Consider the following 23,004-nt stretch of genomic DNA (forward strand, 5'->3'; position numbering starts at 1 on the left):
AAATAACACCATGAAAACAACAACTATCATTATAGGAGTATTGATGGCTGCAGTTGTAGCATTGAGCGTCATTCTTGTCCGTACACTTGCCGAAAAGAAAGAGACCTCAGCGAAAGAGCTGCTTCAATCCGATTCCGGGAACAGTGAAAAATCTTCGGATACCATATCGGAAAGTTCTTCTGCAGAGCTGGATGAAAAATTGCGTAAATTGCTCTGTGAGACCATGCTGATTGCAAATGATGGAGAAGAAATTACATCACAAACCGCTGAGCAGGAGATACGTGCATTTGAAGATCTGTATGCAACAGATAACGTAAAAGCATTCCACATGGGACTGATTAAATTGGAAGAGATGCTCACTAAAGCAAAACAGTATAACAATTCACAGGCCGGTACTCAAAATCCAATCATCGGTTTTAGGTTTTACAGGGCGATTTCAACACGGACCTTGAGCGGCGGGCTTCAGATCAATAACAAATTTGACATGGTCATTTATCCCACGCTGAGCATAGATGAGGATCTGGCATCCGGGCCAATCTACGGACACACACGTCCATGCCCGAAACTCTGTTCCGAATAAGTTTTTAACAAGTAACAGGATGTGTGAATGGATTAGTTACTTTCAAAACATTCGAAAACTTAAACTACAATTCATGAAAACAAAAAATCTAATTATCGGTGTACTTTCCGTTGCGCTAGTTGTGTTAGGAATTCTTTATTACAATAAATCCCGGGAAACAGCTGCGTATCGATCTATAAGCGAAGATTTATATAAAAGAAAATGTATTCCTGCGAATGAATTTTGCAGTACAATAAAAAGTGAGTGCGGCCTTGGAATAGGAAAGGATTCTGTTTATTATGTCAGAGAATTGATTGAAAGAAGAAAAAGCATAGTGAATGTGGTGTATGGTTATCAAATAGATCTGAAACATATTGATGAGATGTATAAAGCAATTCAAAATTATAATGCTGATATCAAGTCTCGTAAAGGCAATTACAAAGATATGATTCAGGGACTTCGTTTTTATGAAGCTAAATCTAGAAGGCTCGTTGATAATGAGTATAAAATGGAGCCTGATCTGGTAATGATTCCTTATTTAAAATCGTGTCAGGATATCTACCTGGTTGATAACAAGAGGTTAACTCAATATGGTGTAAAGATGTATTCTCACTTCAGACCCTGTCCAAGATTATGCGGAAAAGAACCGTTTTACATCCATCAATAAAAAGAAGCCCGGTTTCGGGCTTCTTTTTATTGAAAATCTTACATTTAGCATGTGACGCTCAGGGAAATAACGATACTGCTTGCTGATTGGTCGGATTACCTGGTAATTCCGGTGGCCGTGTTTTCTTTGGTGGTCATTAGAAGGAATAACTATTTTAAAATCCTGAGCGTTTATCTGTTTTGCCTGGTTCCCTGGATGATCGCATCTAAAGTAACAGCGGATTACAAAATCAGTAATTACTACCTCTATCACATAATCGGCCTGGTAGAACTGGTATTTACTTTTTTGCTGTATCGAAGCCTGGGATTAAAGAATTATTGGAACGCCATTTTTGCAATCCTGCTTGTAGCTTATTTGGTAGATTCCACTTATTTGTTCGTACTTGGAAAAGAAGAGATCAACAGTGTCGGGTTGTCATTCTGTATGTTGTTCATGATCGTATTGGGTCTTAATTTCATCTGGAAGTTGTACCAGGAGGAAAAGGTCGAATACCTGGGCTTCTACCCGTATTTTTATATCAGCGGGGGATTGACTGTTTTTGCCTCGGGAGCCTTTTTTGGTTACCTGTTAATTGCCAGGATGACGGATGAGGTAGTTCCGGAGGAAAACTTTGATTACTCCTGGCTGATCATTTCCGGGTTTACGTATATTAAATTCATTTTGATTGTGTTAGGAATTTTTGTAGAGAAGAAATATGCAAAGTGATTTAACCATTGTATTGATTGGAACAACGGCTATGGTCTTGGTAGTGGTGAGTTTGTTTGTGTTTACTTTTTTGTATCAGCGCAAGATGCGAAAAAGACGGAATGAGCTCCGGGAAATTGAAAAGCTCCTCAAAGCAGAAGAACTCCATGCGGCTTACGCTTTGCTAGAAGGACAGGATAAAGAACGTGAACGGATAGCGCAGGATTTGCACGATCGTTTGGGAGGACAGCTCTCGACAGTACAGATTTACCTGGATTTATTGGAAAAAAGCCCGATCACACCCGAACAGGAAGCGTTGCTTGAGATCCTTCAGCGCGAAATGAAAACATCTATTCAGGAAATGCGGGCTATCGCACACAATCTTGGAAATTCTACCCTAAGTTACTACGGATTGAGCAAGGCGCTGGAGCATTTGTGTCGGGTCATTAGTGATTCTAAAAAGATTGACATGGCTTGCTACATCACTTTGGAAAGTACTATCACCCAGGAACTGGCCAAAGATGTGTATCAAATGATTCAGGAATTAATCACCAATACACTGCGTCATGCACATGCATCCAAAATACGACTGGAAGTAACGGGAATCCAGGAAGAATTGACCATTATTTATGAGGACAATGGTGCCGGTTTTGATCCGGGACAGGTTTCACCCGGAATGGGCCTGAAAAGCATTCAAACACGCTGTCAAAAACATCAGGGAACTTTTCACATGGAATCCTTGAATAAAGGTGCTACATTTATTATTGAAATACCACTGCATGGAGACTCGTAAAACCAATATTCTAATTGCTGACGACCACTCAATTGTGGCTGGCGGAATCGCTGCTATTCTCAATACGGCTGATCATTTGAACGTAATCGGAATTGTGGATGACGGACAAAAAGTACTGGATACGGTGGCTGGAAATGCAGTTGACCTGGTATTGCTGGATATCAACATGCCGGTTATGAACGGTATCGAATGTACCAAGCGGCTAAAGGCACACTACCCGAATATAAAAGTAATCGTTATTACGATGTATAATCGCAAGCAATTCATCCGTGAATTGTTCGAAGTACAAGCTGACGGATGTATTTTAAAGAGTAATTCGGGAAAAGAGCTGTTAACGGCCATTGAACGGGTGATTTCGGGAAAGACCTATTTCGATCAGTTGAATGATTTTATAGATGCTCCCCGGGAATTTAAAGAATTCCGTCTCAGTGAAAGGGAAATTGAGATCATTGAGCTGATTGCAGAAGGATATACCAGTAAAGACATCGGAACCCGTCTTTTCATTTCCGAGCATACGGTAAAAACACATCGTAAAAATATTTTTCAAAAAACGAGTGTGGGAGATTCGGATGAACTCATCAAATGGGCAATGAATAATAAATTAATCAGATAGTTTTTCCCTTCATTTTTAATGCGTAAATTAGGAAGTAATCCTTTTAGTACGATGAATAAGCTTACAAAAAATGTGGTGCAGCTGTTGCTGAAAGAGCGGGGGACTTTTTCCTCGAAAACAGACCATGGTCATGCACTCCTGATAGCAGGAAAAAGCGGCATGATGGGAACTGCGGTCATTGCTTCAAAAGCAGCACTTCGAGCAGGTGCTGGTTTGGTTACAACCTGTGTGCCGGGGGAAGAAAGATTTATTTTGCAAGCCTCCGTTCCGGAAGCCATGCTCCTTGTTCGCGAAGAAGCACACTTCCATTTGGAACGGTTTTCAGCTATCGGAGCAGGGCCGGGTATCGGTACGGATGAGGCTTCCGAAGAAATGCTTGTTTTGGTAATGGTTCAGGCCAAAGCTCCGTTATTGCTGGATGCGGATGCACTCACCATCGTTTCACGCAGCAAAAAACTCCTGGATTGTTTGCCCGAAGGAACTATTCTAACACCACACGCGGGGGAGTTTGACAGGCTTTTCGGGACTCATACTACTAATGAAGAACGCATTCAAACAGCCAAGGAAAAATCCGCCGAACATGATGTCATCATTGTTTTGAAAGGTCATCATACTGCAGTTATAAACCGGGAAGAAGTTGTTTATAACATGACAGGAAATGCCGGACTGGCAAAAGGTGGAGCTGGAGATGCCCTCACAGGAATAATTACTTCTTTTTTGGCACAGGGATATAAACCTTTCGATGCGGCAAAATTGGGTGTCCACCTTCACGGGCTTGCAGCGGATATTACTTTGTCGGAACAAAGCCCTGAAAGCATGCTGATATCGGATGTCATTGACAATCTTGGGAAAGCGTTTACTCTTATCAGGAACTAATTTTTCAGTCTTTTATGAGTTTATTTCTGATTAAAGCATATAGTTTCTGATCCGTGTTCAATTTGAGAACGCATCGATATTGTGAAGAGAGCAAACTTTTAAAGCTGGTTTGGAACAAAAAAGTTAGTTTAGCACCAAAATGAAACCGATGCGCCTTATTGGATGGTTGATCCTATGGAGTTCTTTATTACCGCTGTCTTCTTGGGGAAAACCAGGAACAAACGGAAAGCACGACGAATTGCTTCAAAAAATGCGGACCACTAAAAATACAAGGGAAAAAATCCACCTGTACGAAGAGTTGTTTGATGCTTACATGGAGTTTGATCGCAAACGCGCATTTCGATCCCTGGAAGAATTAACTGAATTTGCTGAAAAAAAACATTCCCGGGAAGGAATGGCGAAAGCCGAAGAACTAAAAGGATTGTATTTTTTGGATTTCCAGCAGGCGGATTCTGCTATTTTTCATTTCAGGAAACAATTGAGTTACCTGTCACCCAGGCAACCGGAGAACCGGGCAAAGATCTATGGAAACATCGGATTGATGTTCAATGCAAAGAACCAACCTGATTCAGCTATTATTTACTTCAATAAAGCATTGAATATTTGCAGAACAACAGATTGTGGAAGTGCTTATTGCGGAGTATTGAACAACCTTGGAATGACTGTTTTTAACCTTGGGAATACCAAAAAAAGTGAGCAGTATTTCCGGGAAGCCTATCATTGTTCGATAGAGCAGGGGGAAACGGGGAATCTGCCGACTATTATGAACAACCTGATCATTGCAAGTATTTCGAACGGAAAATCAAATAATCCCGACAGGTTGTTTTTTGATTTCCTGGAAAATCCGGGATTTGAGATCTCCAATGAAGTGAAAGCCACTGTTTACATGAATCTGGGTTCTTTTTATTTTCGAAACAGTCAATGGGGAAACGCTAAAAAGTACTTTTTGATAGCTGATTCCATTTTCCGGAAAACAGGAAAACGCAATCCGGAAATTATTCATTTCCTGGGGAATATTTACCTGCAGGAAAAGCAATACCCGGAAGCTTTGGGCGCATTCAGGGAAGTTATCCGTTTATTTCCGCATTACAATCAGTCCGGGAAATTATACCGCGAGATTGCCAATACCTACGCCGCTGAGAAGGAATTGGATAGTGCTCGTTTTTACTATGAATTGGCATTGAAAACAGCCGATTCCCTGAAAATACAGTCGGTTTCTGCAGCTTTGGAACAAACAAAACACAACCTGGATTTTTTGCGCAAGGAAAGCGAGATACGTGAATTGACATGGAAGCAGAAAGTCAAAGAAAGCAATGAGCTCCGAATCCGGTTTATAGGAATCGGGATTATAGTAGTTTTAGTGCTCCTGGTAATCATTGCAGTTTTGTTTTTTAGAAAAGAACGCGGAAAAAGACGTTTGAATGAGGCCCTGATCCAACGCAAAAATGAACGTATCCGGGAATTCGCTGATAAGGTAGAAAGTCGTAACCGGGCTATCGCGGAAATCGAGCAGAAGTTTTCGGAATACCGGGATAAACAGGATATGCAGGAGCAGTTGAAGGAAGATGTCATTGAATCCTTGTTTTTGGACGGAGATAAGGAAGTCTTCGGGTATTACTTCGAGGATCAGCACAAAGGATTTTACGAAGCCTTGAAACGCGTTGCACCATCACTGACTAATAATGACCTGCGCTTATGTTCACTTACCCGCATGCGTCTGAGCCTGAAAGAGACAGCAGATATCTTAAATCTTTCAGTGGATGCCGTCAAATCCGGCCGGTACAGGGTGCGAAAAAAACTGGATTTGGAAGCAGATGTAAACCTTTCTGATTTTCTGAATGACTTGAAATGACTGGTTTTACTGGGATGTCACCTTTTCAATACCTCTTTTTTTATGAAAAGTGAACCGAAGCACTAATCTTTGGAGCATCATAAAACAAACAATGAAAAAACTACTTTTAATGGGCTTGCTTATCAGCCCGATTCACCAATTATTCGGTCAGCAGCTGGAATTTGCGCGCACACAAAACGAGAATGGAACCGAGGCTTCGATAAAAGTCATTTATGACCATTCCAATCAGTTTATTGTAACCGGATACACACAAATTATTTCTGGCGGAGGCGGAACGAACGGAGCATCCAATACCTGGGTCAAAAAATACGGTTCTAATGGAGTCCTGCTCTGGTCGGTACAAACCAATTATACAGGCACAATCAACCAGGAAGGTGCAGAGGTAAGCGGCATTTCGGTGGATAGTGAAAATAACATTTACATTACAGGGACTTTCCAATCGGAATCTGTAACACTTGGCGGGATTACTTATTCTGTTCCCGCAGATGGTTATTTGAACTTGTTCTACGCGAAAATAAATCCTTCCGGAATTGTTCAATGGGTGAAAGGAGTGGAAGAGTCTCACTTTCCCCTGAATACCGTTATGGGGTCCACTATTTCAGTAACTCCGGATGATCACCTGATCCTTACAGGCGGTTACTTCAAAGGAATGATTATCGGCAATGATACTTTGGCCGGAGATCCGGCAGCAACAGCCGGTATGACTCCTTTTGGATTTTATGCGAAATTGGATCATGACGGAATTCCGGTCTGGGCAAGGCGCTTTGAAAACCTGGTGACCGGAGCTTATAATTCGTTCAGTGGTATAGCTTCAACAGAAATTGATGATGACGGAAATCTGTTCTTCATGATGGGCTTGGATAGTGCAGTTGTGATGGGAAATGATACGATTTCATCGTCCTATTTAACAGCAGTTGTAAAAACCGATCCTTCCGGGGAGTTTATCCGGGCGGTGATTCCGCAGGCAAGTTATGATATTACGCGCCAAATTACATTGGATAAATGTGGAAACGTATTATTGTTGGGAGAATTCCTGAATGCCATCCAAATTGAAAGTACTATACTTACGGCCGGTTCAACATCAGCCAGAGCTGTATTTGTAGCGAAAATGGATAATGACTTGGATTTGATGTGGATGAAGCAGTTCCATAGTTCCGGGGCAGACTTGTCTGGCGGGATTGCCTGCAACGATCGCAACGATGTTTTTTTTACCGTTGAGTTTTGGGGAGAGATCAATTACGACGGCCCATTTACGCCTTCACCCCTTGGAATGATGGATGCATTACTCATCAAACTGGACGAAGACGGGAATTTTATTTGGCATAAACACTCTGCAGGTTCAGGAAATACTTCCGTTTCAGGTGTTTCCGTTTCTCCTTCCAACCAGATAGTCATAGCCGGAAGATACCAGGGACAGGAGAATTTTGACGGAACAATCATTAACAGTACACCAACAAACCTTCCGGATGTCTGGCTCGCAGCATTTGAAGATACCACTTTGGCGCTTCTTCCTGCAGATTGTTTGGAAGACCTGGGATTAAATTCATTCACCAAACAAACAGAGATGCTTATATATCCGAATCCTGCTCAGGAAAAAGTGTCCATTACTTTTCACGGAGTTGTGGATCAGGCAGAGCTTACCATCACGGATCTTTCGGGAAGAATAATGCACACCGTAATTCTGGAAGCAAAAACACCTTTGATCTCAACGGCAGACTTTCCGGAAGGAATGTATTTAGTCCGTTTAAAACAGGCGGATGGCATTATCAGCACCGGAAAGTTCGTTGTGAAAAGATAATTCATAAGCTGGTATAATTGATCGAAGTATTACAAATAAAAAGGCCGCTCGATAAGAACGGCCTTGATTTTTTACAAAAGTATCAGCGGACATCAAATTGTACTCTTCGGTTTTCAGCACGACCTTCAACAGTTGTAAGTGAGCTTTTTAGCCTGGTCTCTCCAAAACCTTCCGTTGTTAATCGATCTCCGGAAATTCCTTGTGAAATCAGGTAATTCTTTGCCGCATCGGCACGTTCCTTTGACAGGGCCATGTTGTGTTCTTCTGATGCACGGTCATCTGCGTGTCCCAGGATGTGAAGTTTGTAGGAAGGATTGTCCTTCATGACTTTTGCAATTGCTTTGAGCAGCTGTTGAAAGGAAGGAGATAAATCAGCTTTATCCGTTTCAAATTTCACTTCACTTTGTTCGATCATGGTAATGACTTCCTGACTGTTATTAGGGCCGGTAAGACTTCCGGATCGTTCGGGACAACCTTTCATTGCGGCAGAACCTTTTTCAAACGGACAATCATCCACGTCATCCGGGATATTATCACCGTCACTGTCGCGAGGTGCAAGTGTTCTCCCTTTCGTATCAACTATCGTTCCGGCAGGAGTTCCGGGTTCTTCATCCAGCCAGTTTACAACGCCGTCTCCATCATCATCACGCTGCTGGTTTTCCAGTTTTTCGATACGTTGTCTCAGGTTTTCGATCTGCTCATTTTTACCTGGGATCATAACCCAGTCAGCATGCGGTTTCCGTCCGAAATTGTACTGAACTCCCAGGGAAAGATTGATCAGATAACCATCAATTCCGCGGCCGTTCCATGTTGTCCGGAGATCATAGGTGTAATTCTGGTAAATATTGGCCAGAACAGAACCGTCGATGTTGATACTGAAGCGCTCCGACAGTTTAATTTGTGGAGTGAATCCTATAATTCCATGTAAGATATGGTTAGGGGAAATCGATCCCCCATTCAGAGCAGAATAACCCGCCCCCATGTGAAAGAGCAATCCAATGTGTTTGGTCCATTCTTTAAAATCCATGATATTTCCCAGATTGGCAACTCCTTCCAAAGAAACGCGATAATATTCTGATGAAAAGTCAGGTGTTCCGGCACGTTCCCTGAAATTATCATATCCGCCGCTAAGACGTACGCCGAATTTAGTATTAATGGAATACCTGAATCCAAGACCGACGTGCCATAAATTGAGCGTCGCAGCATCATAACCTCCGGTCATGGGATAGATCGGATTGTTCAGCCCGAATTCCGCATCCACAGAGAAATGATTATAGGTTGTATCCTGGCAGTAAGAGGTGAAGGTGTAGCTTAAAAATAAAATAACAATCCGTTTCATACTATTAGTTTTTTTAGAGAGTCTCAATTTAGCGCGGATTGAACAAGACTTTATTACACTTAAATGGTTGTTATTTATATAATTCCTATGTGAAAAATTGTTTACATAGTTAATAATAGGTCTATCTGTGAATTATGCAATTTTCTTCAATGAGATGTAACATGGATTGACCGGACAGTTTGGAACTTTATAAGAATAACATCAATAATTAAAAATTAAGTATATGAGAACAACATTACTAAGATCAGGATTTCTGCTTCTTATACTGACGGCAATATCCTCGGGAAGATTATTGGCATTTACGGCCGTAACTGACGGCAATTGGACCGATCCGGCAACTTGGGGAGGTGCAGCACCTTCTTCAAGTGTGAGTAACCAGGATATTATTATTCCTTCCGGCATTGAGGTGAATATGGATACGGATGTAAGTTTTTCCGGTCTGTTGAACAATTTTACAGTCGACGGAACACTTACCAGTTCCACCAACAGCGAATTATCGATTGATTTGGGAACTTTTAACGGGAACGGTGATATCGATATCCAGCGCATTGAATTTACGGGGGTTTTGGTTTCTTTTTCCTTCTCCGGGAATTTAACGGTTAATACTTTTGCGAATATGGGATCGGTTCTTGCGATTACCTCCCAGGTTACTGTTACTGATTCGTTGTACCTGGATGACGGCTCTTTTACCCTGAATACCGGATCGAATTTAATGCTGGATGCAGATGCAAAAGTGGTTCGTAACGATGGATCACTTGCAACTTCCGGTGGAGTATTTAATTCGGGCGGGGCTTACCATGTACACTATATAGGTGGTTCCAAAACAACAGGTATTGAGATCAATTCTGTAAATATGGAAAACGCCGATATCACTTTGGATGACAATACGGTAGTTTTAACATTGGGAAGCGACTTGATTATCCATGGAGACCTGAAATTAAACACCGGAATTTTGAACGTAGGAGCTAACGATCTGGAACTCCAGGGGAATTTGGACATCCAAAGCGGGGCTATGTTTACAACTACTTCCGCATCCAACATGAGAATAGAAACTTCAAGTTCATTGAACTCAGGATTGATGTTTACTTCGGGATCTTCTGTTGATCAGTTTTCCGTTGATTATACCGGGAGTTCCGGAAATGTAATGCTTGAGAGTTCACTGGATATTGCCGGAGAATTACAGTTGCATAATGGCACAGTGAGTATCGAAAGCGGTTCCGTGTTGACTATGAATGCCGGAAGTTTAGTGCAGGTTATAAATGGAAGCCTGGAAAGTAACGGCGGAACTTTTACCGGAACAGCTTCTTATGATGTGGAATACATGGGAGATTCAACCGTTACTACCGGGGTGGAAATTACTGGTTCGGGATTGAACGACGTAGAAGTAAACATCGGACAAGGTGAAGTAATGATGGATAATGATGCAACTGTTGGGGGAGAACTGGAGCTGGTAAACGGAAGGTTGAACCTGAACGGAAATAACCTGGTTGTGAATGGAACACTGACGCAGGATATACTGACCCCTATTATGGGAAATTCAAATTCCGACCTTCATTTGAATATTACATCGGTAGCAGACGATACGCTTTATTTTGACGGTTCCGAAAATGATTTGGAGCAACTGATTGTGAACATTACCGGTGGGGGAGACCTGGTACTTGGAACCGAACTTCACATCCATGATGAGCTCACCATGACAAGCGGAAGCATTATGCTGATGAACGAAGATTTGATCATTGAAGAGAATGCAGATATTACAGGTTACAGCGATACGCGCTATATCATGACTCCATACATGGGGATGCTTCAGATGCATATTGCTGCTTCTGATCCGTATAAAGTATTTCCGGTTGGAACAACTTCCAGTTACTCACCGGCGAGTATCCAGCAGGCATCCGGATCTGCTTCCGGGAACTTCATGGTAAAAACCTTTAGCGGAGTATTTACAGGGGGAACTGAAAATTCGGGATTCAACAGTGCAGGTTCAGGAAGTGTGGTTAACAGAACGTGGTTGGTGGAATCGGACGCATCTTCCATAGATATGAACCTGAAACTAGGGTGGATGGCAGCATCGGAGGTCAACGGTTTCGACCGCAATAATGCTTATATCACTCATTATACCGGCGGAGCATGGGATTCCCAAACAACTGCCAGCGCAGTTTCAGGAGCAAACGGAACCTATGAGATCACACGTACGGGTCTTACGGGGTTAAGTCCTTTTGCTGTTGCTGATGAAGATGCAGAATTGATTGTCGATGAGAATGAATTGCTGACAATTAACCTGTACCCGAATCCTTGTACGGATGTGATGAATATCAGTTATGAGGGAGCGGATCAATACAGCTACCAGATAACAGATGTTGCCGGACGAATCTACGATATTGCGGATAACGGAACAAACCAAATGGATGTATCCGGGTTAAGCAAAGGAACTTACATTTTAAAAATAACGAATACACAAACGAATAAACTTTCAGTGAAACAGTTTATTAAAAAGTGATTTGTTTGCGTTCACACGTAAAATCCTTCCTGAATCTTTCGGGAGGGATTTTTTTTGAAATAAGGATCTTAATATAAAGGATTTGGTTCTTTCATTGAATTAGTTTTATATTCGAAAGAACTATTTGCTGTTCGATACATGTATACCAGGAAAACCATAAGTAAGGGGAAAAACCAATCTGATAAGGATGCATTTGGCCGGAAAAAAACGAACAGTACACCTCTCTTTGAAGATAATCGACCGGAAGCTCTTCAGCTAAAGAAAATACAGGAAAGCATTACTTCAGGTGAGAATCCCGTACAGTTTAATAGCAACTCGAACGCTCCGATACAGCGCATGCCTGATTGGCTGGCCAACTTGTTAAGCCAGGTCGGAGAAAATAAGTTAGAATCTTTTGCTTTGGCTGCAACAGCAGGATTTGCCGGAATACTGCTTTATTATTATTTCAAAGGAAAACCGGCAACTAAAGCCCGTATCGAAAAGACAAAAAAAGAAAAAGAACCGCCGGATTTCAGCACGCTGGCAGGTTTGGCAAGAACTATTGGAGTAGACCCTCAAAAATTGGAGTGGCAGCTGGAAGAAGCACCGGAAATTGATCCCTCATTATCACTTGAGGAAATAGAAAATCTTGTAACTATCAATGATCTTTACAGCAAAGGATTCAATCCGGAAACAACTGTAGCGACGGGTGCCGTTCCTCCCAGTTTACTGAAAGATCTCCCGGATAATGATACGGATAAATTAGAAGTGTTGTTTGACAGGTTTAACAATCTTGCTTTTAGCTATACTGGAAAACAGGCCAACGGAGCGTCCGGGTTCCTCAGCCGGTATGGAGACTGTTCAACACTGGTTTTGATGTTCAAACTTGCTACTCAGGCATGCGGAATAAATGACGTTGAAATAGAAACAGATACGGTACCAATGCTGGTTCCTTCTGCGCGGGTCCATGGAAGAGACTCACTGGGAAATGTAGATGGAGTGCCTTGCTGGGCTTTTTATGAGCATTATTGGTGCACATATCACGGGAAAAAGTATGACCTGTTGTTTATGAACTCCGGTCCTGGTGAAGTTATTCACCGGGAAAATACCGAATATATTCACAAAGGAATCTCGTACTATGTTTTTGAGGATGAAAGGGCGATTATCTATAAGGACATGTTTAATAGTCTTACAGTTCCTTTAACCGAAGGAAATGAAGGGCGTGTTTTTTATAATGCGGATGAGACTGAACAGTTCATTGACAAGTACAAGAAGGAAAAGTAAGAAAAAGGCTTTATGAAAACAACCGTTTGTTTTCAAATGCAAGTTTTGCGAGTTGAAAGCTCATTGATGATTCCACAGCCAGGTTCTCAATTTCCGGTACTTCGAAGAACATCGGGTTTTTTCCCAGTTTTTGCTTGCCTTGTGCGTCGAATGTCCTACGGTTAAAGATATTTAGGATCGTATCTTCAAAAATCACATAATGTGGATCGTTTCGCAGTGTGATTACCGTGTAATTGTGCATTTGGTACAAACGCTTCTCAACGCGTGAAAGGCTAATCACCGAATCAAATTGTTGGTATTTTTCATTGATAACGTAGTCATAATAAGTTTCAATAGCATTTTCGATCGTTTGCACGGAAAGCAGCGGATTGATGCATTGCACCTGCATAAAATGTTCTCCGGTTGATTTTTTTAATGCATGCGTGGTAAACCAATCGGAAGTGGGCATGTCTTCCAGGATACGCTCTGAAGAATTTTCGCTGGAAAGCGTAGTCGGATCTGGCAAAGGGATCACTGAAATTTTAGCATTGTTTCCATATATCTTTTTGACTTTGTCGGAATCTGTTGTAACCACAATTTTGTCGATAGCTTTAACATTGAGCAGTTTATCAATCATTAATTGAAACAAAGGGTTCCCGCCGAAATCTTTAACGTGGGCATCGGGAAGGTTCGAATTGACAGTGTTGTGAGTTTCCTGAACGGTAATCAATGCAGTGATAGCTGGTTTATTCATGTGAACGCAAGTTTAGGCAACAAGAATAGGGATTTTTCTGGAAAGGACCGTGTCCAATAGTAGGAATTATGTAAATAGTTTTTAGAAAGTTACAAAGTCATTGGTTTTGATAAATTTAATTTAGATGTGGATTTGAAAGTTGGTATGTAGCAGAACCAAATGAGTTAGGTTTAAGGGGGACGAAAGTCCCCTTTTTTAGTTTTAATTCCTTGGTAGTCCGGTATGTGTGGAAGAGCCTACACCGTTTTCCATTCTGCTCCCCCTTTCTTCTGCAATCATCTTCTCACGGTCATCTCTGGTGATGATTTTGTCTTTGGGGAAAATGATGGGGGAGATGAGGTAGTACCAAAGCACAGGGGCCAGGAAATTTATAAGGATATTGATTGCTTTTTGAGACCTCGAAAGTGTAATACTTTGGCTGATCTTTACGCTGGTAAAAATGCTAAAGCTTAGGTAGGCTGTGAGAAATATGAATGGGAAGATCATTTATTATTCTGATTCGTGATTTAGGAGTTACCCCGAAGGATTTTTTCCATCTTTTTTCCTTTTGCTAATTCGTCGATCAATTTATCCAGGTAACGGGCTTTCTTGGTCAAAGGGGTTTTAATTTCTTCGATCCGGTAGCCGCAGATCAGTCCTGTAATAAGTTCTGCATTCGGGTTGAGGGTTGCGCGGTCAAAAAATTCTTCGAAAGTTACCTTTTCATCAATAAGTTCCTGAAGTTTTTTGACATCAAATCCGGTTAACCATTCGATGACTTCGTGAAGCTCATGGATCGTTCGCCCTTTTGTTTCAACCTTTTTGACGTAATGTGGATAAACCGATGCAAAGGTCAGTCTGGCAATTTTTTGATCGTGTTCCGGAGTTGTACTCATAGACTATAGATTTTATTCAAAAATATGAAATTCTATTCTTTGAGAATTCGCTTGTTCGAGTGTTCGCAAAGATGCGAACAGATTTGAGGTTAATATCTTTATTTTCAATGATTTGAGTTTTTATTTTAACAAGTTAGTCCAATGAGATTTATTCGCTTCTGTCAACCTTGTAAATAGCTTTCAAATCGTCATAAATCTCACTGAATATATCTGCTCCCCGGAATTCGAAATCTGGTCGATCATAATGTTCCAGTGCATTTTTTGCTGCTTTTTTAGCAGTTTCTCTTAAAACAAGGTCAATTTCATAACGGTACAGGTAAATGAGCACTTCTTCCAATTGCAATGGAGTGGATCTTAGAATCTTCGCCAGGATATTTGCCTTGAAAGCGTCTTTCTCTGCAAGAATTGCATGTTCTTTTTGCAGCAAGATTAAAAATTCCTCCGTACTTGCCCTGCAGATCCTTGCCCGTTTGTTTTTATTCATGAAAATAGTTCAAAAGTTCAAAAAGTTCAAATCTCATCCGCTGCGGTTGGTAGGAATCAAAGGTTCAAAAGTTCAAGTTTATTAAATTCCTTGAACTTTTTTGAACCCTTTGAACAATTCGTAATTTGCAATTAGTTAAATTCCCGGGAACCGTATTAAATCTCCGAATATAAAACAGGAAGTCCTTCAGCTGTTTATTAATTCTATTCCGCTTAAATCAGCTTTTCCGTTTTTTAGGAATTCATAAGTCATGCGATCTGCTTTACAGTTTACAAACCGTAATTGTTTTAGACTTCTATTCTTAAAAAAAGTATTTGTGAGAATTGCATTTTGGAAGGTAACACGTTTGAAGGCGCATTGTTCAAAATAACAGTCTTCGACCAATCCTTCAATCACCAGGTCGGCGAGGTACATCTCCCGGAAAGAAACGCTGTTCCAATAAACATTTTCAAGCGAGTTTTTCTCAAAACCACCCGATTTAAATACTGCTCCGCTGAAATCAGCTCCGGTGAAATCACACCCCGAAATAAAACTTCCGGAGAATTCGGTTGCTTTCAAAAGGCAATCTTTGAACAGATCTTTGGTCATGTGAGAACTTTTTAACCGGCTGTTACTTAGATCGGAACCGGAAAAATCGCACTCCAGTACATAATTGTCATTTAGTTGCAATCCGGATAGATCCGAATTGATAAACTTACAGTTCTTCATGTGCGAAGAGCTGAATTTCTCGTGCAGGTTTTTTAAGCCTGAGAAATCGGCATCCGCCCAGCTTCCTTTCGACATGTCCCAATGGATTTTTTTTGCCGGCTCTTTCGGTTTCGAAGGAATAGCTGTGCTTACAGGATCATGTGTGTTTTTTTCATCATTCGTTCCGGAAGGGAAATTCCCTGAAAAGTAGTTGAGGTCAACTTCCAGGATTTCAGCCAGCCTGTTTAATGTAATAATGTCCGGCAGGGATTCCCCGCGTTCCCATTTTCCAACTGCCTGAGGACTGATGAATAAAAGTTCAGCAAGTCCGGCTTGTGAAACTGATTTTTTCTTTCTTGCTTCGGTAATTCTTTCACCGATCATTTTTGTGCTTAACATAACATTCGCTTTAATTGATTTGATGAAGCAAAGGTATTTCGGGGTATTTCCGGAATTGCTAAAAATACAACTACTTCTGGTTGTGTTTGCGCTATTATTCGTTGTTTTTGACAACTATTAGTTGTGTTTGATGCTTTTTTAAGCAATAAAGTGCCATAAAATATAGCCTTTATTAACAAAAGCCGGTTTTGTTTCGAAACCAAAGAGCAGTAACTTCTTCTTCCAAAACGATGAATTATGATGTTACAAGCCTTGAAAGACGAATTTGAGCACGAAGTAGAAAGCACCCGGAAATTGCTTCAGGCAGTTCCGGCAAGTCACGTGAAGTATAAACCATCACCCACTTCCTGGTCGATGGGGGAATTGGCCCAGCACATTGCAACGATCTATTATTGGTATGTCGGCACTTTTACGCAGGATGAGTATGACATGGCCTCCGATCGTCTGGAGCGCGGATCTCCGGAAGATATTCATGCTACGCGCGAGCTTTTTGAGCAGAATGTGGAAAAAGCCAGGGAAGCATTAAATGCTATTACGGAAGAAGATCTGCAGAGTCCGTGGGTGATGAAAGCGGGAGAGAAAACGATCATGGGACCTTTTCCAAGGGGAACAGTGGCACGTGGCTTTTTGTTCAATCACATCTACCATCACCGCGGAGAAATGATTATCTATCTTCGGGCTACGGGAAATCCGGTGCCGGGACTTTATGGTCCAACGTATGAGGAAAGCAGAAAAGAATAAGCACACTATTCCGTCATTTACAATCAACATGAGTGACGGATTTTTGTTCCATACAGAAATTGGACTGAATTATTCCTTACATTCGGAAATACTATTCACAATTCCGAAAAATGCACACCCAAGTTCAAAAACAAGAGAATACAAAGTTCGTAGAAGATAAACAACTTTCCCGTAAGAACCCTTCCGTAGAAGATGCTGGATTTCAATTGACAGACAAACGGGCTGAAGCATCGCAGTTGCAGCACATGCAGACAAGTGCAGAGAAAGCACCATTTGCACAAGATTTGGTTCAGTTGAAAGAACTGGCGGATGAACATGCCGATAAACAACGGCAATCATTTGTTACAGCTAATAATGCTGATGCTCCTTTCCAATTACTGAAAATAGACGGCAAAAAGATTACCAAATCCGGTGAAACAGGTAGATGGTTGCAGGGAGAACTGAAAAAATTCCTACTGGATAACGGGATGTCACCACATGGTTTTGTTTCATATTTCAAAAATAAAATAGTACCCTTAGACGATGACGTGTCATTTGAAGATTTCTTGGTAAAATTTAAATCAATGGCCGAAGAGGAATTAGAAAGAGTTGAAAATTTAAAACAGACTAGGAAGAAGGGAGATGCAAGAATAAAAAGCTGGACCAGGGTATTGAAATTAAACAGGCCGGCTTGGACAGAAGATCATAAGGAAATGAGTGAGTCGGGCCAGGATATCCGTCACATCGTTAGAAACGCCACCATTAAAAATGCAATATATGGAGAGTATCAGTTTCAAAAGCAAAACGAAAATGAAGGGGTATTTAATCAAATAGCAAAAATTTTAGATGTTGATAAGGGGGATCATCCATGGATTGCTATGAAAAACATTTACAACAAAGCTTATCTCAATCAATTGAATTTATTTTCAGGAGGAGGAGGTGTAAATAGGGTAATCGGTTTGACAGCTGATGCGCTTATTGAGTATGGAAATGGAGTTGCAAAAAACAAAATCATGGATGAAAATATGATTACGGAAATATACCTCCATACGGATAAATTAATCCAGAATCAAATTACTGCTACTTCTGAACAAGGTAATAAACTGGTGAAAGGCAAAGAAAAATTCCAGGAGGGAATGGAGGAGTTTTACGAAATTATAACGGATTACCTGGATGGTTTATATGATCAATGGTTGGGAGAATTTAATGATGAAGAAGATGATCTGGAATTAATGATCTCAGGTGAAATTATAGATATCGGTTTGAACTTCGGGTTTGATCTGCCTGAGGAATCCAATCCAGAACAAATTAAAATGCTGATTAAGGTAGAAGAGTCCTTGGGAGATCATAAACCCGGAAATCCGGAGAGACTTGCAGATACTTTATATCTTTTTCTAACAGGAGAAGAAGCATCTTTTGACCTTGAAACAGGTGAAAAAATTCCGGATGATACCATTCTTTATTATCGATCCGGATTGATGACAGGCCCAGTGAAAATCCATAAAAAATTATCAGAAAATGCTTTCATAGTAGATTTGGGAAATAACGAATATTCGTACGCTGAAAGAGATTTAAATGACGGGAAGTTGTATGCTCCTGAGCCTGAAGAAGAGGATGTTTATTAAAACTGAGTAAACTTTTTCAATGGGTTAAAAAAACAAATCGTAGACAAATTCCCCAACTTGTGGAATTATTCCCCAATAACAAAAATCACTAAATCGGTAAAATCTTGATTTTCAACGGATATTTTACAGTGGTACGGATGTTGAAAATGTTGGTATGGAAATTCAAAGCTTTACAACATGCCCTCAGATAAACACACCAACAAAAAAGTAACTTACAGTTACTATCCGAAAAGCCCTGGTAGAGTACAAGATTTCGTAATTCTTTTGGGAGCAATTTTAGTAATGGTCGGAGCCGCTTTCGTGGTTTATATCATGCAGCCGTATTTCGGGGAACTTCATCTGGAACGTATGAATAATTCCTGGGGAATTGCACTTATCGTGGTGGGAACGGCCTTATTGATCTTCAAGATTTGTTTTTTAAGTTATATCTTGTTTTTATACCTGCGTTACAGGTCCGTTAAGTCTGTATCTGACGACCGCTTACCGATTTCAACCGTAATCGTACCGGCTTACAACGAGGGAGAATTGGTATATCGAACATTAATGAGCCTTGCACAAAGCAATTATCCGCATGAAAAACTACAGCTGATTTCCATCGATGACGGAAGTAAAGACGATACCTGGGAATGGATGCAGAAAGCCAAAGCAGAATTGGGTGAAAGGCTGGCGATATACCAACAGCCTCACAACCAGGGAAAGAGACATGCCTTGTACCGCGGTTTCAATTTGGCAATAGGAGATGTTTTCGTCACCGTTGACAGTGATTCTATTGTGAAAAGAGACACCTTGCGGAACCTGGTAAGTCCATTCGTCCTGGATGAAAAATGCGGTGCAGTGGCCGGGAATGTACGCGTTCTGAATACCAGGAACGCCATGATCCCGCGGATGTTGAACGTTAGTTTTACCTTCAGTTTTGAATTTATACGTTCAGCTCAAAGCAAATTGGGATCCGTGCTGTGTACGCCCGGCGCACTGGCCGCTTATCGTAAGGATGTTGTAATGGTTTGTCTGCCCGACTGGATGAACCAAACATTTATGGGGCAGTTGAGTGATATCGGTGAAGACCGGGCAATGACCAATATGATCCTGAAACAGGGGTATCATGTATTGTTCCAGAGAAACGCATACGTTTATACAAATATTCCCGAGAAATATAAAAGCCTTTACAAGATGTTTATCCGCTGGGAGCGAAGCAACATCCGCGAGAATATTGCTATGAGTAAGTTTGCTTTCGGAAAGTTCCGTGAAGAATCAAGAATCGGTCCGCGGATCCTTTTATTGGACCAATGGTTGAAGGTATTTGTGGCTTACCCGGGAATGCTGTTGATGTTCTTCCTGATTTGCACGCATCCTGTTCTATTCCTGAGTTCCGCATTTTTAAGCATGTTTATCTTCTCAAGCATCCAGGTATTCTTTTACACAAAGAGGCACAATCTGCCCGAATCACTTTGGGCATATCCATACAGCATTTTTTACACGTTCACATTGTTTTGGATCACACCGTACGCTATTGCAACTGCTAGCAGGAAAGGATGGCTTACACGTGATCTTCCGTCTGACAGGTAAAGATATTAAAGATCATAAGTAGTGTATAATGGTTAGGTTTAGGTGAAAAATCCCCGTTCGTTCATTTCGGTGAACGGGCGGGATTTTTTTTATTTGGCAGGTTTTGAGCACATTATTTTTCAAAAAGATGGAAAAAATGCTATATTTCTTCTATGAAACGGTTATTTCTAATCGCATGTGCACTGATCAAACTACTGTCTGCAGAAGCTCAGACAACGATCTCAGGTTCTTTTGTTCACGGGGGGATTACTCGGACTTATTCATTTTACGTTCCGGCCTCGTACACTCCCGGAACTCCGGTTCCGCTGGTAATCGGTTTGCACGGATTGAGTTCGAGTGGAGCCGAATTTGCTCAAAACAGGGATTTCCGGCCGATAGCAGATACAGCAAACTTCATCATGGTGCATCCGGACGGGTCAACCATGTTGGGGGTGAAATTCTGGAATTATGGAAGTGTGCTCGGGTCAACGGTTGACGACGTAGGTTTCCTGGAAGCACTCATCGACACCATTTCCGCGGATTACAGCATCAACCCGCAGCGGATTTACTGTACAGGAATGTCAAACGGAAGTTTTATGGCTTATTACCTGGCATGTCAAAGCAGTCGTTTTGCAGCGATCGGAACGGTAACCGGTTCGATGTCCGTAGATATGTACGATGAATGTGTGCCAGCGCACCCGATTCCGGTTTTGCATATTCACGGTACGGATGATAATACGAATCCTTATGCAGGAACTTCAACCATGAAAGGAATTGATGATACGAATTTGTTTTGGGTCGACCTGAACGACTGCAATCCAACCCCGACCGTAATTGCAATCCCGGATATCAATACTTCAGATAATGCTTCAGCCGTTAGGTACCTCTATACCGGCGGAACAAATGGGAATACCGTTGAATTGTTCAAAGTTACAGGTGGTGGGCATTCCTGGCCAGGCTGGCCTGTAGCGGGCTCTTCGGAACCTACTTGTATGGATTTTGATGCCTGCAAAGAAATCTGGCGTTTTTTCAGTCAATTCGAATCAACGGCTTCGGTAAGTGAAAATGAACCGTTAGAAATTCATATTTCGCCCAATCCGGCGTCGGAAGATATTGTAATCGATACGCCTCCGGGATATATCATTACGGAAGTTACCGTTCGGGATGCAAACGGGCGCTTGGTAGAACGCAAAAAAGGAGAGGAAATTGATTCCCTGGATGTCTATCACCTGAGAGCAGGAAGCTATATACTCGAAATCTCAGGGAAAGGATTTGCTGTTTCCAAAAAGCTGATAATCTCCTCTCCGGCAACTGATTAGTCAGGACTAATTTTGTTGTTATTTGTTGCAGGTATTTCGTTTTTTTTATACTTTAAACCTGCGATTGGAAGCGCTATTAATTAAACACTCATTCATTGAAAAGATCACGACTAAACTTAAGTATTCTTGACAGTCTGCTGGAAGGATTCCAGGTAATCGGCTATGACTGGAAATACCTCTACGTAAATACGACTGTTGCGAGCCAGGGCCAAAGTTCCGTTGATAGGTTGTTGGGTAAAACCATGATGGAATGTTATCCCGGGATCGAAAACACCTTTATGTTCAGCCAGTTGCAGAAATGCATGGAGGAACGGGTGACACTTCAGTTTGAAAATGAATTTATTTATAATAACGGTACTAAAAACTGGTTTGAGCTTCGTATTGAACCCATACCGGAAGGCATTTTCATACTTTCAACAAACATCACGAACCGTAAAAAGGCCGAAGAGGAATTGATTCAGCTGAAAAATGACCTGGAGAATAAGGTAAAGAAACGTACCGCTGAATTGGAAAAGCTCAATAACGAGAAAGATGTTATCCTGAAAGAAATGCATCACCGGGTGAAAAATAACCTGCAGATTATTTCCAGTTTAATCCGTCTCCAAATGGAAGAAGGAGATAATAATTTCAACGGTGTACTCGATAAAACCCAATCTCGCATAGAAACAATTGCCAGTATTCACGAGTCGCTTTACAAGCACAAGGACCTGGCGTTGATCAATGTGGCCAGTTATTGGAAAAAGCTATTCAAAGACTGCCTGAACTCATTGGTCAGTGAACCGGATAATTTTAAATTGAACCTGGATATCGACTACCTGGAACTTCCGGTAGATAAAATGATTCCGCTTGGTCTGCTGATCAACGAATGGATAACCAATTCCATTCTTCATGGTTTTAGAGGAAGGAACCACGGAGAGATTTACCTGGGACTCCGCTTGAAAGACGGTAAATACCTTCTGACCTATAAAGACGATGGTGCCGGATTTTCGGAGCAAAAAGAAGATGACGGCGAACATCACTTCGGGCATTTTTTAATAGATGGATTTGCTGACCAGCTAAATGGAACAGTCCAAAGAAAAAGAAGCAGTGAAGGAGTTTCTTTTGAACTGGAGTTTGAGTAATCTGTGGTTTTGGATTTTCAAAGGGAATAAGTGACGAATGAACTTTCCTTATTGTTCTGCGAGCTCTAGTCAAAGCTGCTTGGGTTTCTAATTTTTTTTTCAGAAAACTTGTGTAGTTAAATGACTTCATATATATTTGTAGTCAAATAGCTACATAATGAAACGGAGCTTTATGGAGTTCCATTCGACGAATAACAAATAAAAACAATCGAATGAATTTAAGAAGAGATGTATTCCAGGCAATAGCCGATCCGACGAGAAGAGCCATTTTACTGCTCGTGGCTTCCCAATCGATGACTGCAGGAGCAATTGCTTCTAATTTTGATACCGCACGACCAACTGTCTCAAAGCATTTACAAATCCTGACCGAATGCGAATTGCTTCATCAAACCCAAAACGGGCGGGAAGTCTATTATCACATCAATGCAAAGAGTATGAAAGAAGTGGCCGACTTTATAGAGCCGTTCCGCCAACTATGGGATGAACGATTCAACAAACTCGAAGAAATCATGAAACAATTCAAAAACAAATAATTAGCACAGAAGAGCGGGA

At 41.3% G+C, this 23,004-nt stretch carries 22 protein-coding genes; 16 read left to right on the plus strand and 6 right to left on the minus strand.

Features of this window, described 5'->3' with window-relative positions; all coding sequences use genetic code 11:
• Positions 1-10 precede the first annotated feature (10 nt).
• The 8 genes from QZT69_RS10020 to QZT69_RS10055 all read left to right on the plus strand — a co-directional run bounded on the left by QZT69_RS10020 (position 11) and on the right by QZT69_RS10055 (position 7,842).
• A complete protein-coding gene (locus QZT69_RS10020) occupies positions 11-580 on the plus strand; it encodes a hypothetical protein (RefSeq protein ID WP_294673642.1) in 570 nt (189 codons plus the stop codon).
• Between the two features lie 73 nt (positions 581-653).
• Positions 654-1,226: a hypothetical protein gene (locus tag QZT69_RS10025; RefSeq protein ID WP_294673644.1), complete on the plus strand. Its 573-nt coding sequence runs from the start codon at positions 654-656 to the stop codon at positions 1,224-1,226.
• Between the two features lie 51 nt (positions 1,227-1,277).
• Positions 1,278-1,931 carry a hypothetical protein gene (locus tag QZT69_RS10030; RefSeq protein ID WP_294673646.1) on the plus strand — a complete coding sequence of 218 codons (654 nt, stop codon included), beginning with the start codon at positions 1,278-1,280 and terminating at the stop codon, positions 1,929-1,931.
• Positions 1,921-2,703 (plus strand): ATP-binding protein, encoded by a 783-nt coding sequence (locus tag QZT69_RS10035; RefSeq protein ID WP_294673647.1) that lies wholly within the window; start codon positions 1,921-1,923, stop codon positions 2,701-2,703. The genes QZT69_RS10030 and QZT69_RS10035 overlap by 11 nt, the downstream gene beginning before the upstream one ends.
• Positions 2,690-3,316: a response regulator transcription factor gene (locus QZT69_RS10040; RefSeq protein ID WP_294673649.1), complete on the plus strand. Its 627-nt coding sequence runs from the start codon at positions 2,690-2,692 to the stop codon at positions 3,314-3,316. Before QZT69_RS10035 ends, QZT69_RS10040 begins: the two co-directional genes overlap by 14 nt.
• A gap of 51 nt (positions 3,317-3,367) precedes the next feature.
• Entirely contained in the window at positions 3,368-4,192 is an 825-nt protein-coding gene (locus tag QZT69_RS10045) for an NAD(P)H-hydrate dehydratase (protein ID WP_294673651.1), read from the plus strand.
• A 148-nt stretch (positions 4,193-4,340) separates the two neighbouring features.
• Complete coding sequence (locus QZT69_RS10050) at positions 4,341-6,044, plus strand: tetratricopeptide repeat protein (protein ID WP_294673652.1); 1,704 nt, start codon at positions 4,341-4,343, stop codon at positions 6,042-6,044.
• 91 nt (positions 6,045-6,135) lie between these two features.
• Positions 6,136-7,842 carry a T9SS type A sorting domain-containing protein gene (locus QZT69_RS10055; RefSeq protein WP_294673654.1) on the plus strand — a complete coding sequence of 569 codons (1,707 nt, stop codon included), beginning with the start codon at positions 6,136-6,138 and terminating at the stop codon, positions 7,840-7,842.
• A gap of 82 nt (positions 7,843-7,924) precedes the next feature.
• Here QZT69_RS10055 and QZT69_RS10060 read toward each other — a convergent pair whose 3' ends face one another.
• Entirely contained in the window at positions 7,925-9,181 is a 1,257-nt protein-coding gene (locus QZT69_RS10060) for an OmpA family protein (RefSeq protein WP_294673656.1), read from the minus strand.
• 223 nt (positions 9,182-9,404) lie between these two features.
• On the opposite strand from QZT69_RS10060, the gene QZT69_RS10065 reads away from it, so the two are divergent.
• The gene (locus QZT69_RS10065; RefSeq protein WP_294673658.1) at positions 9,405-11,681 is read left to right on the plus strand and encodes a T9SS type A sorting domain-containing protein; all 2,277 of its coding nucleotides are present in this window, start codon (positions 9,405-9,407) and stop codon (positions 11,679-11,681) included.
• Between the two features lie 138 nt (positions 11,682-11,819).
• Positions 11,820-12,944: a hypothetical protein gene (locus QZT69_RS10070; RefSeq protein ID WP_294673660.1), complete on the plus strand. Its 1,125-nt coding sequence runs from the start codon at positions 11,820-11,822 to the stop codon at positions 12,942-12,944.
• A 10-nt stretch (positions 12,945-12,954) separates the two neighbouring features.
• Here QZT69_RS10070 and QZT69_RS10075 read toward each other — a convergent pair whose 3' ends face one another.
• The 5 genes from QZT69_RS10075 to QZT69_RS10095 all read right to left on the minus strand — a co-directional run bounded on the left by QZT69_RS10075 (position 12,955) and on the right by QZT69_RS10095 (position 16,122).
• Complete coding sequence (locus tag QZT69_RS10075) at positions 12,955-13,677, minus strand: hypothetical protein (protein WP_294673662.1); 723 nt, start codon at positions 13,675-13,677, stop codon at positions 12,955-12,957.
• Positions 13,678-13,878: 201 nt separating this feature from the next.
• Complete coding sequence (locus QZT69_RS10080; RefSeq protein ID WP_294673664.1) at positions 13,879-14,163, minus strand: hypothetical protein; 285 nt, start codon at positions 14,161-14,163, stop codon at positions 13,879-13,881.
• A gap of 20 nt (positions 14,164-14,183) precedes the next feature.
• Positions 14,184-14,552, minus strand: a complete 369-nt coding sequence (locus QZT69_RS10085; RefSeq protein ID WP_294673667.1) for a DUF2200 domain-containing protein — start codon at positions 14,550-14,552, stop codon at positions 14,184-14,186.
• 148 nt (positions 14,553-14,700) lie between these two features.
• A complete protein-coding gene (locus tag QZT69_RS10090) occupies positions 14,701-15,036 on the minus strand; it encodes a hypothetical protein (protein WP_294673669.1) in 336 nt (111 codons plus the stop codon).
• Positions 15,037-15,222: 186 nt separating this feature from the next.
• Entirely contained in the window at positions 15,223-16,122 is a 900-nt protein-coding gene (locus QZT69_RS10095; RefSeq protein WP_294673671.1) for a pentapeptide repeat-containing protein, read from the minus strand.
• Between the two features lie 237 nt (positions 16,123-16,359).
• On the opposite strand from QZT69_RS10095, the gene QZT69_RS10100 reads away from it, so the two are divergent.
• From QZT69_RS10100 to QZT69_RS10125, 6 genes are all read left to right on the plus strand, one after another.
• Positions 16,360-16,863: a DinB family protein gene (locus tag QZT69_RS10100; protein ID WP_294673673.1), complete on the plus strand. Its 504-nt coding sequence runs from the start codon at positions 16,360-16,362 to the stop codon at positions 16,861-16,863.
• Between the two features lie 110 nt (positions 16,864-16,973).
• Positions 16,974-18,467 carry a hypothetical protein gene (locus QZT69_RS10105; protein ID WP_294673675.1) on the plus strand — a complete coding sequence of 498 codons (1,494 nt, stop codon included), beginning with the start codon at positions 16,974-16,976 and terminating at the stop codon, positions 18,465-18,467.
• 177 nt (positions 18,468-18,644) lie between these two features.
• Positions 18,645-20,033: a glycosyltransferase gene (locus QZT69_RS10110; protein ID WP_294673677.1), complete on the plus strand. Its 1,389-nt coding sequence runs from the start codon at positions 18,645-18,647 to the stop codon at positions 20,031-20,033.
• Between the two features lie 152 nt (positions 20,034-20,185).
• Entirely contained in the window at positions 20,186-21,331 is a 1,146-nt protein-coding gene (locus QZT69_RS10115) for a PHB depolymerase family esterase (RefSeq protein ID WP_294673679.1), read from the plus strand.
• Between the two features lie 95 nt (positions 21,332-21,426).
• Positions 21,427-22,452: a PAS domain-containing sensor histidine kinase gene (locus tag QZT69_RS10120; RefSeq protein WP_294673680.1), complete on the plus strand. Its 1,026-nt coding sequence runs from the start codon at positions 21,427-21,429 to the stop codon at positions 22,450-22,452.
• A 212-nt stretch (positions 22,453-22,664) separates the two neighbouring features.
• Positions 22,665-22,985 carry a helix-turn-helix transcriptional regulator gene (locus tag QZT69_RS10125; protein ID WP_294673682.1) on the plus strand — a complete coding sequence of 107 codons (321 nt, stop codon included), beginning with the start codon at positions 22,665-22,667 and terminating at the stop codon, positions 22,983-22,985.
• The last annotated feature ends 19 nt before the right edge of the window (positions 22,986-23,004 follow it).

The sequence above is a fragment of the uncultured Fluviicola sp. genome (genome assembly GCF_902168135.1).
Taxonomy (GTDB): Bacteria; Bacteroidota; Bacteroidia; order Flavobacteriales_D; family Crocinitomicaceae; genus Fluviicola.

Excerpts from the sequence above, each read along its gene's own strand:
- QZT69_RS10020 (WP_294673642.1), top strand. The coding sequence starts at position 11 with ATGAAAACAACAACTATCATTATAGGAGTATTGATGGCTGCAGTTGTA.
- QZT69_RS10025 (WP_294673644.1), top strand. The coding sequence starts at position 654 with ATGAAAACAAAAAATCTAATTATCGGTGTACTTTCCGTTGCGCTAGTT.
- QZT69_RS10035 (WP_294673647.1), top strand. The coding sequence starts at position 1,921 with ATGCAAAGTGATTTAACCATTGTATTGATTGGAACAACGGCTATGGTC.
- QZT69_RS10040 (WP_294673649.1), top strand. The coding sequence starts at position 2,690 with ATGGAGACTCGTAAAACCAATATTCTAATTGCTGACGACCACTCAATT.
- QZT69_RS10045 (WP_294673651.1), top strand. The coding sequence starts at position 3,368 with ATGAATAAGCTTACAAAAAATGTGGTGCAGCTGTTGCTGAAAGAGCGG.
- QZT69_RS10050 (WP_294673652.1), top strand. The coding sequence starts at position 4,341 with ATGCGCCTTATTGGATGGTTGATCCTATGGAGTTCTTTATTACCGCTG.
- QZT69_RS10055 (WP_294673654.1), top strand. The coding sequence starts at position 6,136 with ATGAAAAAACTACTTTTAATGGGCTTGCTTATCAGCCCGATTCACCAA.
- QZT69_RS10060 (WP_294673656.1), bottom strand. The coding sequence starts at position 9,181 with ATGAAACGGATTGTTATTTTATTTTTAAGCTACACCTTCACCTCTTAC.
- QZT69_RS10065 (WP_294673658.1), top strand. The coding sequence starts at position 9,405 with ATGAGAACAACATTACTAAGATCAGGATTTCTGCTTCTTATACTGACG.
- QZT69_RS10070 (WP_294673660.1), top strand. The coding sequence starts at position 11,820 with ATGTATACCAGGAAAACCATAAGTAAGGGGAAAAACCAATCTGATAAG.
- QZT69_RS10075 (WP_294673662.1), bottom strand. The coding sequence starts at position 13,677 with ATGAATAAACCAGCTATCACTGCATTGATTACCGTTCAGGAAACTCAC.
- QZT69_RS10080 (WP_294673664.1), bottom strand. The coding sequence starts at position 14,163 with ATGATCTTCCCATTCATATTTCTCACAGCCTACCTAAGCTTTAGCATT.
- QZT69_RS10085 (WP_294673667.1), bottom strand. The coding sequence starts at position 14,552 with ATGAGTACAACTCCGGAACACGATCAAAAAATTGCCAGACTGACCTTT.
- QZT69_RS10090 (WP_294673669.1), bottom strand. The coding sequence starts at position 15,036 with ATGAATAAAAACAAACGGGCAAGGATCTGCAGGGCAAGTACGGAGGAA.
- QZT69_RS10095 (WP_294673671.1), bottom strand. The coding sequence starts at position 16,122 with ATGTTAAGCACAAAAATGATCGGTGAAAGAATTACCGAAGCAAGAAAG.
- QZT69_RS10100 (WP_294673673.1), top strand. The coding sequence starts at position 16,360 with ATGATGTTACAAGCCTTGAAAGACGAATTTGAGCACGAAGTAGAAAGC.
- QZT69_RS10105 (WP_294673675.1), top strand. The coding sequence starts at position 16,974 with ATGCACACCCAAGTTCAAAAACAAGAGAATACAAAGTTCGTAGAAGAT.
- QZT69_RS10110 (WP_294673677.1), top strand. The coding sequence starts at position 18,645 with ATGCCCTCAGATAAACACACCAACAAAAAAGTAACTTACAGTTACTAT.
- QZT69_RS10115 (WP_294673679.1), top strand. The coding sequence starts at position 20,186 with ATGAAACGGTTATTTCTAATCGCATGTGCACTGATCAAACTACTGTCT.
- QZT69_RS10125 (WP_294673682.1), top strand. The coding sequence starts at position 22,665 with ATGAATTTAAGAAGAGATGTATTCCAGGCAATAGCCGATCCGACGAGA.